General features: G+C 66.2%; 17 protein-coding genes. 9 read left to right on the plus strand and 8 right to left on the minus strand.

All coding sequences use genetic code 11. The features are described 5' to 3' along the window. Positions 1-96 precede the first annotated feature (96 nt). Entirely contained in the window at positions 97-426 is a 330-nt protein-coding gene (locus tag ACNQPB_RS00280; RefSeq protein ID WP_498748111.1) for a histone-like nucleoid-structuring protein Lsr2, read from the plus strand. 138 nt (positions 427-564) lie between these two features. Here ACNQPB_RS00280 and ACNQPB_RS00285 read toward each other — a convergent pair whose 3' ends face one another. Next, positions 565-1,191, minus strand: a complete 627-nt coding sequence (locus ACNQPB_RS00285; protein ID WP_498748113.1) for a GntR family transcriptional regulator — start codon at positions 1,189-1,191, stop codon at positions 565-567. Positions 1,192-1,301: 110 nt separating this feature from the next. Between ACNQPB_RS00285 and ACNQPB_RS00290 the strand changes: the two genes are divergently transcribed. The 4 genes from ACNQPB_RS00290 to ACNQPB_RS00305 are packed head-to-tail and all read left to right on the plus strand — an operon-like array spanning position 1,302 to position 4,999. Continuing rightward, a complete protein-coding gene (locus tag ACNQPB_RS00290; protein WP_498748114.1) occupies positions 1,302-2,339 on the plus strand; it encodes a succinylglutamate desuccinylase/aspartoacylase family protein in 1,038 nt (345 codons plus the stop codon). After that, positions 2,326-3,270: an ABC transporter substrate-binding protein gene (locus ACNQPB_RS00295; RefSeq protein WP_498748115.1), complete on the plus strand. Its 945-nt coding sequence runs from the start codon at positions 2,326-2,328 to the stop codon at positions 3,268-3,270. The genes ACNQPB_RS00290 and ACNQPB_RS00295 overlap by 14 nt, the downstream gene beginning before the upstream one ends. Before the next feature lie 8 nt (positions 3,271-3,278). Continuing rightward, positions 3,279-4,202: an amino acid ABC transporter permease gene (locus ACNQPB_RS00300; protein ID WP_498748117.1), complete on the plus strand. Its 924-nt coding sequence runs from the start codon at positions 3,279-3,281 to the stop codon at positions 4,200-4,202. Next, positions 4,199-4,999 carry an amino acid ABC transporter ATP-binding protein gene (locus ACNQPB_RS00305; protein WP_498748119.1) on the plus strand — a complete coding sequence of 267 codons (801 nt, stop codon included), beginning with the start codon at positions 4,199-4,201 and terminating at the stop codon, positions 4,997-4,999. The genes ACNQPB_RS00300 and ACNQPB_RS00305 overlap by 4 nt, the downstream gene beginning before the upstream one ends. Positions 5,000-5,177: 178 nt before the next feature. On the opposite strand, the gene purM is transcribed toward ACNQPB_RS00305, so the two are convergent. The 5 genes from purM to uraD all read right to left on the minus strand — a co-directional run bounded on the left by purM (position 5,178) and on the right by uraD (position 9,249). Further along, positions 5,178-6,338 carry a phosphoribosylformylglycinamidine cyclo-ligase gene (purM, locus tag ACNQPB_RS00310; protein WP_498748120.1) on the minus strand — a complete coding sequence of 387 codons (1,161 nt, stop codon included), beginning with the start codon at positions 6,336-6,338 and terminating at the stop codon, positions 5,178-5,180. Then, the gene (gene purF / locus ACNQPB_RS00315; protein ID WP_498748122.1) at positions 6,335-7,939 is read right to left on the minus strand and encodes an amidophosphoribosyltransferase; all 1,605 of its coding nucleotides are present in this window, start codon (positions 7,937-7,939) and stop codon (positions 6,335-6,337) included. The genes purM and purF overlap by 4 nt, the downstream gene beginning before the upstream one ends. A gap of 73 nt (positions 7,940-8,012) precedes the next feature. Beyond that, positions 8,013-8,351, minus strand: a complete 339-nt coding sequence (locus ACNQPB_RS00320) for a hypothetical protein (protein WP_498748124.1) — start codon at positions 8,349-8,351, stop codon at positions 8,013-8,015. Between the two features lie 62 nt (positions 8,352-8,413). Continuing rightward, positions 8,414-8,755 carry a hydroxyisourate hydrolase gene (gene uraH, locus ACNQPB_RS00325; protein ID WP_426299960.1) on the minus strand — a complete coding sequence of 114 codons (342 nt, stop codon included), beginning with the start codon at positions 8,753-8,755 and terminating at the stop codon, positions 8,414-8,416. Continuing rightward, a complete protein-coding gene (uraD, locus tag ACNQPB_RS00330) occupies positions 8,752-9,249 on the minus strand; it encodes a 2-oxo-4-hydroxy-4-carboxy-5-ureidoimidazoline decarboxylase (protein WP_498748126.1) in 498 nt (165 codons plus the stop codon). Before uraD ends, uraH begins: the two co-directional genes overlap by 4 nt. Before the next feature lie 257 nt (positions 9,250-9,506). Here uraD and ACNQPB_RS00335 point away from each other — a divergent pair, with 257 nt between their 5' ends. Then, positions 9,507-10,601, plus strand: a complete 1,095-nt coding sequence (locus tag ACNQPB_RS00335; protein ID WP_498748128.1) for a pyridoxal-phosphate-dependent aminotransferase family protein — start codon at positions 9,507-9,509, stop codon at positions 10,599-10,601. Between the two features lie 56 nt (positions 10,602-10,657). On the opposite strand, the gene ACNQPB_RS00340 is transcribed toward ACNQPB_RS00335, so the two are convergent. Both ACNQPB_RS00340 and ACNQPB_RS00345 read right to left on the minus strand, forming a co-directional pair. Beyond that, complete coding sequence (locus tag ACNQPB_RS00340) at positions 10,658-10,909, minus strand: hypothetical protein (RefSeq protein ID WP_498748130.1); 252 nt, start codon at positions 10,907-10,909, stop codon at positions 10,658-10,660. 47 nt (positions 10,910-10,956) lie between these two features. Then, positions 10,957-11,880 carry an Lrp/AsnC family transcriptional regulator gene (locus ACNQPB_RS00345; protein WP_498748132.1) on the minus strand — a complete coding sequence of 308 codons (924 nt, stop codon included), beginning with the start codon at positions 11,878-11,880 and terminating at the stop codon, positions 10,957-10,959. A 241-nt stretch (positions 11,881-12,121) separates the two neighbouring features. Between ACNQPB_RS00345 and ACNQPB_RS00350 the strand changes: the two genes are divergently transcribed. Genes ACNQPB_RS00350 through ACNQPB_RS00360 form a run of 3 tightly spaced genes read left to right on the plus strand, consistent with a single transcriptional unit; the run spans position 12,122 to position 14,550 of the window. After that, the gene (locus ACNQPB_RS00350; RefSeq protein ID WP_498748134.1) at positions 12,122-12,973 is read left to right on the plus strand and encodes an ABC transporter substrate-binding protein; all 852 of its coding nucleotides are present in this window, start codon (positions 12,122-12,124) and stop codon (positions 12,971-12,973) included. Positions 12,974-13,006: 33 nt separating this feature from the next. Further along, a complete protein-coding gene (locus tag ACNQPB_RS00355) occupies positions 13,007-13,741 on the plus strand; it encodes an amino acid ABC transporter permease (protein ID WP_498748135.1) in 735 nt (244 codons plus the stop codon). Then, positions 13,738-14,550 (plus strand): amino acid ABC transporter ATP-binding protein, encoded by an 813-nt coding sequence (locus ACNQPB_RS00360; protein ID WP_498748137.1) that lies wholly within the window; start codon positions 13,738-13,740, stop codon positions 14,548-14,550. Before ACNQPB_RS00355 ends, ACNQPB_RS00360 begins: the two co-directional genes overlap by 4 nt. Positions 14,551-14,552: the final 2 nt, after the last annotated feature.

A 14,552-nucleotide genomic window follows, 5' to 3' on the forward strand; every position in this document is an offset into this window, starting at 1 on the left:
GGATCCGCGCCATGCCCACTGACATTCATTCCCTTCCGGAAACGTCTTCCGGAAATCAACGGATTACACCCTCCCAAGATGAAAGGACTGTTGGCCATGAACAAGCAGATTGACTTCCTGTTGCTTGACGACCTGGATGGGAGCAGCGCAGACGAGCGGGTGAGGTTCGCGGTCGATGGCATCGACTACGAAGTGGACCTGTCTTCGGCGAACGCTGCGGCCTTCCGCTCCTATCTTGGAGTGTTCATGAACGCGGGCAGGCGGAAGGCGGCCGCCGCGGTGGCCCAAGGCAAGAAGGAAGCACCGCTTTCCGTGACCGCCAGGATCCGCCGGTGGGCGATGGAACAGGGATACGAGCTCAGCAGCCGCGGCCAGATTCCCAGGTCGATCGTGCAGGCCTTCCAGGCTGCCGAGGGGACTGCCTGAATCTTGTCCCCTCATGGGCCGTCCCCTCATGCGCGCCTGGCCGGTGCCTCCGGTCCCGCTGCCGTCGGCCCCAGTGCTGTGGTGTCCTTAGCCCCTTGGAATCATTCCGTTCCAGGGGCCCTTCTTTTCCCTGCCGGGCTACTCTTTTTCGTGGCACAGGTCCAGGAGCGGAATCAGGGTGTCCGGATCGCCCGCCCGGGCGGCTGCAAGGATGCGGCGGTGGTCATCTGCAACCCGGTCCAGCTTGGCTTTGTCCAACGGGTAGGAACGCGTGATGAGGCGCTGGACCGGGTTGTCCCAGACGGACTGCAGGGTCTTGAGCAGGAAGCCGTTCTTGGCCGGTGCCGCCAGTCCCAGATGGAAAGCCCGCGTGGCCGTGAATAATTCTTCCGGGTCGGCGCTCACGGCGCCCTCGGCAATCAGCAGCTCCAGCCGGGCGAGTTCGACGTGCGAGTACCGGGCTCCGAACTGCCGGATCGCCATGATCTCCAGGGCCTTGCGGACCTCGTAGACCTCCTCGACTTCCGAGCGGGTCAGCGTCGTAGCGAAATAGCCGGCGCCGGGCTCGAGTGTGGCCAGGCCGTCATGGACAAGGCGGGTCAGGGCATCCCGGACAGGTGTGCGCGAGACACCGTATTCGCTGGCGAGTTGCTCCTGGACCAGCGGAGCACCCGGGGCAATCACGCCATTGACGATCTCATCGCTGATCCGCTCGTAGATGTGTTCGCTCAGTGGCCGTGCGTTCCTGGCAGCTTGCGCAGGCATTGTTGTGCTTCCTTTCCGGTGCAGGACTCTCATTAATCCTACGTGCTTTACATCACGGTATTCACTGTATACAGTGAATCCAATTCTTCCAACCCGGCGAAAGCTGAGCCATGACTTTTCCCATTCCACGTATCCCCGGCATCGATTTCGCCGCTCCCGGCAAACAGCTCGGGTACCTCGAAATCGACTACTCGGACAATGAGAACGACGCCGCGGTGATTCCCTCGCCCATCGTGGTCATCAACGGCGGAGACGGGCCGACCGCACTGCTGATCGCCGGAACCCACGGCGACGAATTCGAAGGGCAGATCCTGCTCCAGGAACTGATCCGGGCAGTCGAGGCCGACGCCGTCACCGGCCGCCTGATCGTGCTGCCCGCCCTCAACATTTGCGCCGTGCGGGAGGGGCGCCGGGTTGCCAGCGTGGACCGCAAGAACCTGAACCGGGCGATGCCCGGCAACGCCGACGGTGGTCCGGCTGAGCAAATTGCCGCGATCGTGGCCGAGGAACTCATTCCCCTGGCCGACTACGTCCTGGACATCCATTCCGGAGGGACGGCTTCGGAATATGTGCCATCCTCCTTCGTCTACCTTGGCCCCACGCCGGAGCTCTGGGCAGCGAAGGTCGCCGCGGTGGAGGCCTTCAATGCGCCGTACTCCGTGGCGGTCAAGCCCATGATGAAGACCGGCTCGATCAGCGGCGCCGCCGATCTGGCAGGCGTGGCGATGATTTCCACGGAACTCGGCGGCCGGGGAACGGTCTCTGTTCCGATTCTGCGGCGGGCCAGGGCCGGGCTCCGCTCCCTCCTGGACCACTGGGGCGTGCTCAAGGACGAGGGCTCCCGGAGCGTCCGGGCTGAAGCCGTTCAGTGGATCGAGCTCACCGGGGACTCGGCCGTCCATTCCACCATGGCCGGGCTCATGGAACCCGTGGCGGAACTGGGTCAACGGGTCAGGGCTGGCCAGCTTGTGGCCCGGGTCCACCCTGTGGAGGAACTGGACCGGCCCGCAAAGGAATTCCATGCACCCATGGACGGGGTGGTCGCAGTCGTGCGGCACCCCACCGTCGTCACTATCGGCACCACCCTGGTCAACATCGCCGTTGACCACGGAACAACCCCACCGAAAGGCAATCATGCTACGTCCTAGAGCCATCGCAAGCGGCAGCCTGCTCCTTGCAGCGGCCGTCGGATTATCCGCCTGCACCACTGCATCCCTTGACGCCGGCAATGAAGCCGGTGCCACCGCCGTCGCGCAGAAAAACGCGGAAGTCTCCTCCGCACCGTTCAACGCCGCGGCAGCAAGCCTGCTGCCTTCAGGCATCAGGACCAAGGGGACCCTCGTGGTGGGAACCGACCCCACGTTCGCGCCCTACGAGTTCTATGCCAGTGACAACAAGACCGTGGTCGGATGGGATGCCGACTTCGCGAAGGCACTCGGCGAAACGCTGGGACTGAAGATCCAGATGGTTCCCGCGACCTTCGACACCATCCTGCCCGGGGTCAGCTCACACAAGTACGACGTCGGAATCTCGGGCTTCAACGTCACCGCGGAACGCATGAAGAACGCCGACTTCGCCGTGTACCAGAGCAGCGGTTCCGGGCTTGCGGTCAAGGCCGGAAATCCGCGGAAACTGTCGCTGGACCCGATGAGGCTCTGCGGCATGAAGGTGGGCGGCGAGAAGGGAACCACGCAGGGAATTGAAACCCTCCCGGCCTTCTCGAAGAAATGCGTAGACTCCGGAAACCAGCCCATCGACATCCAACTCTTCCCGTCACAGCACGAAGCGAACCTGGCCCTCATGTCCGGGCGGGTGGACGGCGTCCTGTCGGGCACCATTGCCATGGGGTACTCCAGCAAGCTCTCCGGCGGTGCCTTCGAACTGGCGGGCGGTGAGGACTACGATCCGACTCCGGTCGGCATCGCCATGCCGAAGGGATCGCCGCTCACCGGGGCGATTGTGGCCGCAGTGAAGGCAATTGTTGCCGGTGAGAACTACAAGCAGATCAATGCCAAGTACGGAATCCCGCAGTCCGTGACCGTGAACCCTGATGCCGTTGACGCAAGCGGTGCCCGATGAGCCGGCTCATGAGCACTCCCGCGGCAACGGGCACGGCACAATACACGGTGGTGCCCGCCCGGCACCCCTGGCGCTGGGTGGCCGGCAGCGCCGTTGTCCTGCTTGCTGCGCTCCTGCTTGCCTCGGCCGTGAACAACCCGCGCTTCGGATGGGACAAGGTGGCGCTGTATTTCCGCGACGTGACGATCGTCAACGGGATCGGGATCACCCTGTTCCTGACCGTTGTGTGCATGACGGCGGGCGTCGGCCTCGGCGTGCTCCTGGCCGTGATGCAGCTGTCCGCCAACCCCGTGGTCAAGGCCTCGGCCGGAGCCTACGTCACGATCTTCCGGGGAACCCCCGTGCTGGTGCAGCTGCTCTTCTGGTTCAACCTGTCCGCCCTTTACCCGGAAATCACCTTCGGCATTCCCGGGGTCAGCCTCGACGCCAACCAGCTCATCACCCCGTTGGCCGCTGCGATCCTGGGTCTCGGCCTGAACGAGGCGGCATACATGTCGGAAATCGTGCGCGCCGGAATCCAGTCCATTGACCACGGCCAGAGCGAAGCCGCCGGAGCGCTCGGACTTTCCCGGCTCCAGACCCTCCGGCGCGTGGTCCTGCCGCAGGCCATGCGGGTCATCATTCCGCCAACGGGCAATGAGTTCATCGGCATGCTCAAGATGACGTCCCTGGTCAGCGTCCTCGCGGTCCCCGAGCTGCTGTATTCGTCACAGATCATTTACTCCAAGAACCTGCAGGTGATTCCGCTGCTGATGGTCGCAAGCATCTGGTACATCATCATCACCACCGTCTTCACCGTGGGCCAGAGCTATCTCGAACGCCGCTTCTCCCGCGGAACGTCCCGTTCCGTTCCGCCGACGGCGATGGAGCGGCTGCGGAAATACTTCAGGGTCCACGCCCCCCTGGCCACCGGAAAGGGAAAAGCATCATGACCACCGAGACGATGAGCCCGGCGGTGACTCAGCCGGCCACGCCCCTTGTGAGGGCCGAAGGCGTCCGCAAGAGCTTCGGCAGCAACGAGGTCCTCAAAGGCATCGACCTGGCAGTGGAAAGCGGTGAAGTCGTTTGCCTGATCGGGGCCTCCGGATCAGGCAAGAGCACCTTCCTGCGCTGCGTGAACCACCTGGAAAAGATCGACGGCGGCTTGCTGTGGGTGGAGGACCGGGCGGTTGGCTACCGGCTGAAAGGCAACAAACTCCACGAGCAGTCACACAACGAGATCTGCGCGGACCGCACCGACATCGGGATGGTCTTCCAGCACTTCAACCTGTTCCCGCACATGACCGTCCTGGAAAACCTCATGGAAGCACCGCTCAGGGTACTCAAACAGCGCAAGGACGAGGTCCGGCGTCGGGCGCTGGACCTGCTGGAAAAAGTGGGCCTGAAGGACAAGGCTGCATCCTATCCGCGGCACCTTTCGGGCGGCCAGCAGCAGCGCGTGGCGATCGCCCGGGCCCTGTGCATGCGGCCGAAACTCATGCTGTTCGACGAGCCCACATCCGCGCTGGATCCTGAACTCGTGGGGGAGGTCCTGCGGGTCATGAAGGACCTCGCCAAAACCGGCATGACCATGATTGTGGTGACGCATGAAATGGGCTTTGCGCGGGACGTGGCCGACCGTGTGGTGTTCATGCATGACGGCCGGATCATCGAGGACGGCCCTGCGGAATCGGTCATCAACAACCCGCAGCACGAACGGACCCGGGCCTTCCTGTCCGCGGTGCTGTAGGGGTGCAAGTGCTGTAGGGGTGCAAGTGCTGTAGGGGTGCAAAAGCCCTAAGGCTGCAAAAAGGAGCGGGGGGGGCGTTGTGGGATACACAGCCCCCCCCCGCCGTTGGGTGCAGCGTAGGGGGAGGGGGTGGCCCCGCGGGCCCCCCCCCCCCCCCCCCCCCTCCTTGCGTTCCTGCTTAGGCGTAGGCGTTCACCAGGCGGACCGCGCCGCCGTCGACGCCCTTGGCGCCCTGGACGTAATCCGGGCCGGTCTTGACGATCGCATCCGAATCCGCCGACACGGTGCCCATGATCCAGGACGGAAGGCCGCGCTCATTGAGGCGGGCCACCGCGGCGTCGGCGATTGCCGGGGACACGATGGCCACCATGCCGACACCCAGGTTGAGGGTGCGCTCCAGGTCCGCGAGCGGCACGTTTCCGAGCTCGGAGACCAGCTTGAAGATGGCCGGCAGTTCCCAGGTGGAGCGGTCCACCGTGGCCACGAGGCCCTGCGGCAGCACGCGTGCCAGGTTCGCGGCCAGGCCGCCGCCGGTGACGTGGCTGAAGCCGTTCACGCTGCCCTTCGCGGCGGTGCCGGAATTGACGGGGAAGGCACGCGCCAAATCCAGGCAGTCCGCAGCGTACACGCGGGTGGGTTCGAGCAGTTCCTCGCCCAGGGTGCGGCCGAGTTCGGAGACCTGGCGGTCCAGGGCCCAGCCGGCGTGGTTGATGACGCGGCGGACCAGGGAGTAGCCGTTGGAGTGCAGGCCGGAGGAGGCCATGCCGATGACGACGTCGCCGGCCTTCACACGGTCCGGTCCCAGCAGGGCGTCGGCCTCGACAACACCGGTGGCTGCACCGGCGACGTCGTACTCGTGCTCGCCCAACAGGCCCGGGTGCTCGGCGGTTTCGCCGCCCACCAGGGCGGTGCCGGCCACGGAGCAGGCCGCGGCGATGCCGCGCACAATGGCGGCGATGCGCTCGGGTACCACCTTGCCGCAGGCGATGTAGTCGGTCATGTAGAGCGGCTCGGCGCCGACCACCACGATGTCGTCAACAACCATGCCCACCAGGTCGAAACCGATGGTGTCGTGGATGTCCATGGCCTGGGCGATGGCGACCTTGGTGCCCACGCCATCGGTGGAGGTGGCCAGCAGCGGCTTCTTGTAGGTCAGCAGCCTGGAGACGTCGTACAGGCCGGCGAAACCGCCGACGCCGCCCAGCACCGAGGCGTTGTGCGTCGCCTTGACGGCGTCCTTCATGAGCTCGACGGCGCGGTCGCCCGCTTCGACGTCGACGCCGGCGGAGGCGTAGGTGATGCCGGCGTTGTTCTCAGCGGCGGGGGAGGCGGAGGTCATACAGACTCTTTCTTGTCGGCGTCGGTCAGCAGATTCTCAAACTCGGCGTCGGGTCCTGGATCGCAGCCCGTTGCGCCCGGCTTCTCTGCCGGGTCCTCTGAATCGTTCACGGAGTCCGACGCCGGCAGCCCGCCGAGGTCGGTGCGCTCCAGCAGGTTCTTTCCCAGTTTGTCGGAGCCCGGGAGCTCGATGGGGTACCTGCCTGTGAAGCACGCGGTGCAGAGGCGTTCGCGCGGCTGCTGGGTGGCCCCGATCATGCCGTCCTCGGAGATGTAGGCGAGGGAGTCGGCACCGATGGCCTGGGAGATTTCCTCGATCGTGGCGCCGTTGGCGATCAGTTCCGCACGGGAGGCGAAGTCGATGCCGTAGAAGCACGGCCACTGCACGGGCGGGGAGGAAATTTTGATGTGGACCTCGGCGGCGCCGGCCTCACGCAGCATGCGTACGATGGCGCGCTGGGTGTTGCCGCGGACGATCGAGTCGTCCACAACCACCACGCGCTTGCCGCGGATCACGGACTCCAGCGCGTTGAGCTTGAGCCGGATGCCGAGCTGGCGCAGGGTCTGCGAGGGCTGGATGAACGTGCGGCCCACGTAGGCGTTCTTCACGAAGCCGTGCGCGAACGGGATGCCGGATTCCTCGGCGTAGCCCACGGCGGCGGGGGTGCCGGATTCCGGGACCGGGATGACGATGTCGGCCGCGTGGGTGTTTTCGCGGGCCAGCTGGCGGCCCATCTCCACGCGGGACTCGTACACGGAGCGGCCGTTGATGGCGGCGTCCGGGCGGGCCAGGTACACGTACTCGAAAACGCAGCCTGCCGGCGTCGCGTCTGCGAAGCGCTGGGAACGGACACCGTTCTCGTCGATCGCGATGAACTCGCCGGGCTCGATCTCGCGGATGAAGCTGGCGCCCACGGTGGCCAGGCCGGCCTGCTCGGAGGCCACCACCCAGCCGCGCTCCAGCCGGCCAAGGCAGAGGGGGCGGATGCCGTAGGTGTCGCGGGCGGCGTAGAGCGTGCCTTCGTCCATGAACACGAAGCAGAAGCCGCCCTTGATCTTGGGCAGCAGCTCCATGGCGGTTTCTTCGAGGGTCTTGCCGGGTTCGCCCTCCAGCAGGGCCGTGACCAGGGCAGTGTCCGAGGTGTTGCCCTGCTTCATTTCGCCGGTGAGCTGGCCGTTGTTGCGCTCCAGGATCATTTCGCGCAGTTCGGCGGTGTTGGTCAGGTTGCCGTTGTGCGCCAGGGCCACCGTGCCGGTGCTGGTGGCGCCCAGGGTGGGCTGTGCGTTGGCCCAGTGGCTGGCTCCGGTGGTGGAGTAGCGGCAGTGGCCGACGGCGAGGTGCCCGGTGAGGGTGTTCAGGGTGGTCTCGTCGAAGACCTGGGACACGAGGCCCATGTCCTTATAGACGTTGATGCGCTTGCCGTCACTGGTCGCGATGCCAGCCGACTCTTGTCCGCGGTGCTGCAGCGCATACAGCCCGTAATAGGTGAGTTTTGCTACCTCTTCGCCAGGGGCCCAGACTCCGAAGACGCCACAAGCGTCCTGGGGTCCTTTTTCGCCGGGGAGAAGATCATGAGAAAGTTTTCCGTCGCCACGTGCCACTGGTCGATTGTCTCATGTCCCGGGCGTGGTATTTTCCCCGGACGCGGAATGTGACCCTTACAACGGTGTGATGTCAGTCCTCGCCGGGTTCTTCCTCCACGGCTTCCACGATCGCGTGCTCGCGGCGGCGAAAGCTCATGCGGTCCAGGACCAGCGCCACGATGCAGCCCAGGATCACGCCGCCCGCCGCGAAGGCGACGGTGAAGAAACCGAACACCGCGCCGGCGTCGAACTCCGGATCGGCCGGCAAACCGAACGCCACGAACGCCGCAACCACAATCCCGAGGAGCCCGCCGAGCACCATGAACGGCACGAAGCGGGGTGCGCGGCGCACCGTGATGCGCCGCTCCGGCTCGTTGGCCGGGACGCCGTCCGCGGAGTTGCCGGTGATGTTCGAGTCCTCAGAAACCATGCCTTCCAGCCTACCGGTTCCCGCCGCGCACGCCCGCCCCGCAGGGCGGTGCGGGCGTGCGGTCAGCTGCCGCGGTACGTGGAGAACGCGAAGGGGCTCAGCAGCAGCGGCACGTGGTAGTGCTCGCCGGCGTCGGAGACCGTGAAGCTCAGGTCGACCTCCGGGAAGAAGGTCTCCGTGCCGAGGCCGGCGTAGTACGCGCCCGTGGCGAAGTTGAGCCGGTACTTGCCGCCCGGGACCCGCTCGGGGCCGAGGTTCTTGATCCGGCCGTCGGCATCCGTGGTGCCTTCCGCTACGGAAGTCCAGCTGCCGCCGTCGAACACTGACAGCACGACGGCGACATCCGCCGCCGGGCGGCCGGAACCGGTGTCGAGGATGTGGGTGGTGATCTGGGAAACGCTCATGCGCCGATTACTCCTTCAAGGCGGAGCAGCGCGATTTCGCGCAGCTGCTGGGCCACGATGCGGTCTTCTTCTTCGGGGGTGTGCTCCAGGCGTTCGTTGAGGGACGCCAGGATGTCCGCGGCGCTGCGGCCGGCGGCCCGGATCAGAAAGACCCGGTTGAACTTCTCCTCGTAGGCGCGGTTGCCTTCGGCCAGGGCGCGGGCGGTCGCGTCGTCGCTGGGATCCACTCCGGACTGCTCCGAACGCGACAAGGCTGCCTCGGCGGTCTTGGCCTGGGGGCGTTCGCCGATGCGCGGGTGGTGGGCGAGTGCGGATTTGAGTTCCGCCGCCGTGAACGGGGTGGCAGCGTCCTTGGCGAAGGCCAGGAGGTCATCCTTGCCGCTGAACGGCCGGGCGTCGGCGATTTCCCCCACCCAGCGCTCGACGTCGAGGCAAGGGCGAAGGACTCCAACGGCGTCCGCCCGGTCTGCGCTGTTGAATAGTGCAAGCTGCATGCTTGATCATCCCTCGTGCAAATGCTGGCATCCATGGTGACGGCTATGCGGAACTCCGGCGGTGTGCCGGATGGGTGCCGGGCTGCCGCTGCACGCCCGAACCTTCCGCATCATGGAACTGTTATTTCAGCATGCGTAATAGTCAAGCGGAGTTCCGGCGCCGCTGTCAAGGGTCGCGCCAAGGTTCCCGGCCTGAGCGTACCGCCCGCGGCGGGGCTGGGGCAGAATTGCCCCAAGCCGCGAGAAGGAGTCCGCCAATGCCAGCCATCCTGACGTCCAGGTTCCTGTTCGGCCCCGGCCCGGGCAACGCCTACCCGGAGGCCATGGCCGCCCTGTCCTATCCGGTGATCGGCCACCTTGATCCTGTGTTCATCGAACGGCTGGACCGCACCTGCGCCGGCCTCCGGACCGTCTGGGGAACGGCGAACACGCGGACCCTGCCGCTGAGTGCCACCGGTTCGGGCGGCATGGAAGCCGCGTTCGTCAACACTGTGTCCGACGGCGACGTGGCCGTCGTCGCGGTCAACGGACTGTTCGGTGAGCGCATGTGCGAGATTGCCCGCCGCTGCGGTGCCACGGTGGTCCGGGTGGACCATGAGTGGGGCCAGGCGGTCGACGTCGAACGCGTCCTCGCGGCGCATCCGGCGCCCAAGGTGATTGCCGCCGTCCACGCGGAAACCTCCACAGGTGTCATCTCGGACATCGCCGCGCTCGGCGCGAACAAGGGCGACGCCCTGCTGATCGCCGACGCCGTGACCTCGATCGGCGGCCTGGAGCTGCTGGCCGACCAGTGGGGGATCGACGTCGGCTATGCAGGGACGCAGAAGTGCCTGGGGGTGCCGCCGGGGCTGTCGCCGTTTACGGTGTCGGAGCGGGCCTTCGAGCGCCGCATCCGCGATCCGCGCTCGTGGTACCTGGACATCGGCCTGCTCGGCGGTTACGCCGGCGCCGCCACGGGCAGCCGCACGTACCACCACACGGCACCGGTCACCATGATCGCCGGACTGGAAGCCGCGCTGGACCGGATCCTCGCCGAAGGGCTCGAAGCGGTGCAGGCCCGCCACCACGCGGCCGGTGCCGCCCTGCGTGCCGGGCTGCAGGAGCTCGGCCTGGAACTGTTCGCGGCCGAAGGCAGCCGGCTGGACAGCCTCACCACGGTCAAAGTGCCCGACGGCGCGGATTCGGCCGCCGTCCGCGAGTACCTGCTGCGCAACTTCAGCATGGAGATCGGCGCCGGGGTGGGGGCGTTCAAGGATTCGGTCTGGCGGATCGGCACCATGGGGCCGAATGCCTCCCCGGCCGCCGTCGCCCTGGTGCTGGGTGCGCTGGAGGACGCGCTCGCGAAGGCCTGAGGGGGTTCGCCGCGCGCTCCGGGTTTCGCCGGGCGGGTTCTTAGCGGTCGGTGACGCTAGCGGTCGGGCGTCTCGCCGTTTCCGACGGCCTCGATCCAGTCGACGGCGTCGTCGGAGAAGTGGAAGCCGCTGGAATCCGTCTCGCCGGACCACCAGGCCTCGGAAGCGATCGAACCGCCGACGTCCACGATTTCCCTGACGATGTGTGCAGGGACGGCGTCGCCGTTGTTGTCGATCAGCCACTGCTGCGTTGCAGGCGTCAGCCGCCGCCACCACTGCGCCATCTCCAAGGGCTCCTCGAAGTTCATGGGCATAAGTGTCCCACTCCGGGCCCGTGCGCACGAGGGGTGCGGAGCTACCTGGCAGGCGTGGCCCTCGAGGCGAGGATCTTGTCCAGCGGCTTGTCGTAGCGCTCCTGCACAATCTTCAGGTGCAGCCAGGATTCGGCGCCCGCCACGGAGTCCAGCGCCCGGAGCCGGTCCAAGATGCCGTGCATCTCGTCGGGCGAAGCGACGCCCACGGTGGCCACGAGGTCGTAGCGGCCAAAGCAGGTGGCGATGAACTCCACGCCCTCCGTTGCCGCGAGGAAATCGATGGCTTCCCCGGTGCCGGACGAGGTGGAGATGCCGAATCCGAAGGCAAGCGACTGTGACGACCCGGAGCGGCTCAGGATCGGTCCGATCTGCATGACCCGGGCCTCCAGCAGGCGCAGCACCCGCACCCGGGCCGCGCTCGCCGAGAGCCCCACCTTCTCGCCCAGCGCCTCGAAGCCCAGCCGGCCGTCCGCCTGGAGTTCACCCATGAGCAGCAGGTCTGTATGGTCCAGTTCCAGGCCGGGGTCCGGTGGTTCCTGGCCCAGGAAGAGGCTGCGCACCACATCCTTGTACATCAGGACGTCGACGGCGGCCACACCGTCGGCGAACCGGAGCGTTTCGATGTCCTCGTACAGGCGCTCCATGGTCGGCAGGCGCAGTTCGGCCACCGCGCCGTACTTCCCGGTGGTCACTGACGCGAAAACCGCGCCATCCATTCCCGCGAGGGTGTCGAGGGCGGCCTGCGCGGAGCCGCTGAGCTGGATGGAGACATGCGCGACGGCGGTCAGGCCCAGCAGGCGCGGATGCACGGCCGCCACGATCCGAAGTTCGCCCGTGGACAGCAGCTCATTGACCTTGGCCGTGACGGTGGAACGGGTGACACCGAGTTGCTTCGAGAGGTCGCTGAACGAGGCGCGTCCGTCGGCTTGCAGGAGGCGGATCAGCCGCTCGTCCAGAGAGTGCATGGCTCTCACCCTAGTGCCCGCGGCCCAATAGTGTCACGCGAGGGAGCGGCAGCACGTCTTTTAGTGGAGATTTTCCGAAACTTCGCGCAAAATCTCTGTCAAATATGAGCTGCACAACGGAATCGCTTGATTTGCTCTTCGATTTCGCTACTATCGTGACCAGCGCCACACCGGCTCCCCTCCGCCGTCGCGCAGCCGCATCAAGCCTTCATTCGCATCCGACCGTTCATTGGAGACGCACATGCCCAACTTCACCAAGCCCGCGCTCGCCGCAGCCGCCCTCGCCCTCCTGCTGAGCGGCTGCTCCGGCGCCGCCAACTCCTCGCAGTCCGGCCAGCCTGCCGACAAGGCTCCCAAGGGCCTGGCCAACAGCGGCAAGCTCACCCTGTGCATCGATCCGGAGTACGCCCCGCTGGAGTACTACGCCAATGGTTCCAGCGGCGAGATCGTGGGCTTCGACGCCGATGCCGCCCGGGCGCTTGCCAAGCACTGGGGCGTGGAGACGAAGTTCGAGGTCACCACCTTCGACGGCCTCATGCCCGGCCTGCAGACCCGCCGCTGCGATGCGATCTTCGGCGGGCTCTACATGAGCAAGGCCCGCCTCGAAGTTGCCGACGCTGCGCCCGTAATGAACGCCGGCGCGGCGATCCTGGCGGCTCCGTCCAACACCGGGACGTTCAAGAAGCCCCTGGACTTGTGCGGCCATTCGGTGGCGGCCCAGAGCGCCTCCGCCAACGCTGCCCGGATTGTGCAGCTCAAAGACGAGTGCAAGGCCGCCGGCAAGGATGAACCGCGCCTCACCGAATACCCGAAGACCGCCGAAACCGTGCTGGCCGTGCTGAACGGGAAGTCCGATGCCCTGATCGAAACCAACGTGGCCGCCGCCTACATGGCCTCCCAGAACGAAGGCAAGCTCGCCGTCGCGCCCGGCGTTTTCCCGCCGGACACCAGCTTCGGCGTCTTCACCCGCAAAGGCGACCAGCTCAGCCCGGCGGTCGCCGAGGCACTGAAGGCCCTGCACGACGACGGCACCCTCGCCAAGATCGCCACCGCCAACAAGCTCGATCCGGCGATCGTCGACGTCAAGCACTGAGCCCTTGCGTCACGTACTGAAAGGACCGTCCTGATGGAATTCGACGTCGGCATCTTCCTGGCGCAGCTGGTCAACCCCAACTACCTGGGCGGCGCCTTCCTGTCCGTCGCCGTTGCGGTGTTGTCCCTGGTGCTGGCCACCGTGATCGGCTTCATCGTGGCCCTGGGCCGAACCTCCCGGAACCGCGTGGCACAGGGAACAGCCGGGCTCTACACCTGGTTCTTCCGCGCCATTCCGGCCCTGCTGGTGCTGCTCATCATCTGGAACGCGCTGCCGCAGCTTTTCCCGGTGCTGCGCCAGGAATGGTTCTCGCCCTTCATCGCCGCCTTCATCGGCCTGGGCGTGGTGGAAGCGGCGTTCATGGCCGAGATCATCCGTTCGGCCCTGCTCAGCGTGGATGAAGGCCAGGCTTTGGCCGGCCGTGCGCTGGGCATGTCCCCGGCCAAGGTCATGCTGAAGGTCATCCTTCCGCAGGCCATACGCATCGCCCTGCCGCCCACCGGCAACGAGTTCATCGGCCTGGTGAAGTTCTCCTCGCTGGCCTCGGTGATCTCGCTGCAGGAACTGCTGACCACCGCCCAGGTGGGAGTGAACATCACCTTCCGCTATGCCGAGTACTACGCCGCGGCAATCGTCTACTACCTGATCATCGTCAGCCTGCTGACCCTGGTCCAGAGCCGAGTGGAGAAGAAATTCGTATGGACCTCACGGATCCGATCCAAGAAGCTGCCCAAGCCGGAAAACGTCGGCCAGGGGGTGTTCTCATGAACGAGGCAGTTGCCCCGGGAAGCCCCGTCCTCAGTGTCCGGAAGCTCCACAAACGCTACGAGGACCAGCACGTGCTGCGCGGCGTCGAGTTCGACATCCACAAGGGACAGGTCAAAGCCGTGCTCGGCCCCTCCGGTTCCGGCAAGTCCACCATGCTGCGCCTGATGGCGCTCCTGGAACCGGCCGACGACGGCGAGATCCTCCTGCACGGGCGGCGCATCGGGATGCGTGAACCGGGAGTCCGGGGTACGGGAGTCCGGGCCGGCGCCGGCCGTGCCGTTCCCCTTCCGGAGCGCGAACTGGCCAAGGAGCGCCGCAACATCGGCATGGTGTTCCAGAAGTTCAACCTGTTCCCGCACCTGACGGCCTGCCGCAACGTGATGCTCGGCCTGACCAGCGTGAAAGGCATCCACCACAAGGACGCCGAGGAACAGGCAATGGCGATGCTGGCCCGGGTGGGCCTGTCCCACCGTTCCGGGCACTTCCCCTCCGAGCTTTCCGGCGGCCAGCAGCAGCGCGTCGCCATCGCCCGGGCCTTGGTGATGAATCCCGACGTGCTGCTCTTCGACGAACCAACCTCGGCGCTGGACCCCGAACTGGTCGGCGAAGTCCTGGACGTCATGGAATCCCTCGCCAATGACGGCATGACGATGATCGTGGTCACCCACGAGGTCCGCTTCGCCCGGCGCGTGGCCGACGAGGTCACCCTGTTCGACGGCGGGGTGATCGTGGAGCAGGCCGCCCCGGACGACTTCTTCGACAACCCGCAGCACGAACGCACCAGGAAGTTCCTGAGCCACGTCCATTAAAA

It is taken from the genome of Curtobacterium sp. LFS079, assembly GCF_047977865.1.
In the GTDB taxonomy this organism is placed as follows: domain Bacteria; phylum Actinomycetota; class Actinomycetes; order Actinomycetales; family Micrococcaceae; genus Arthrobacter.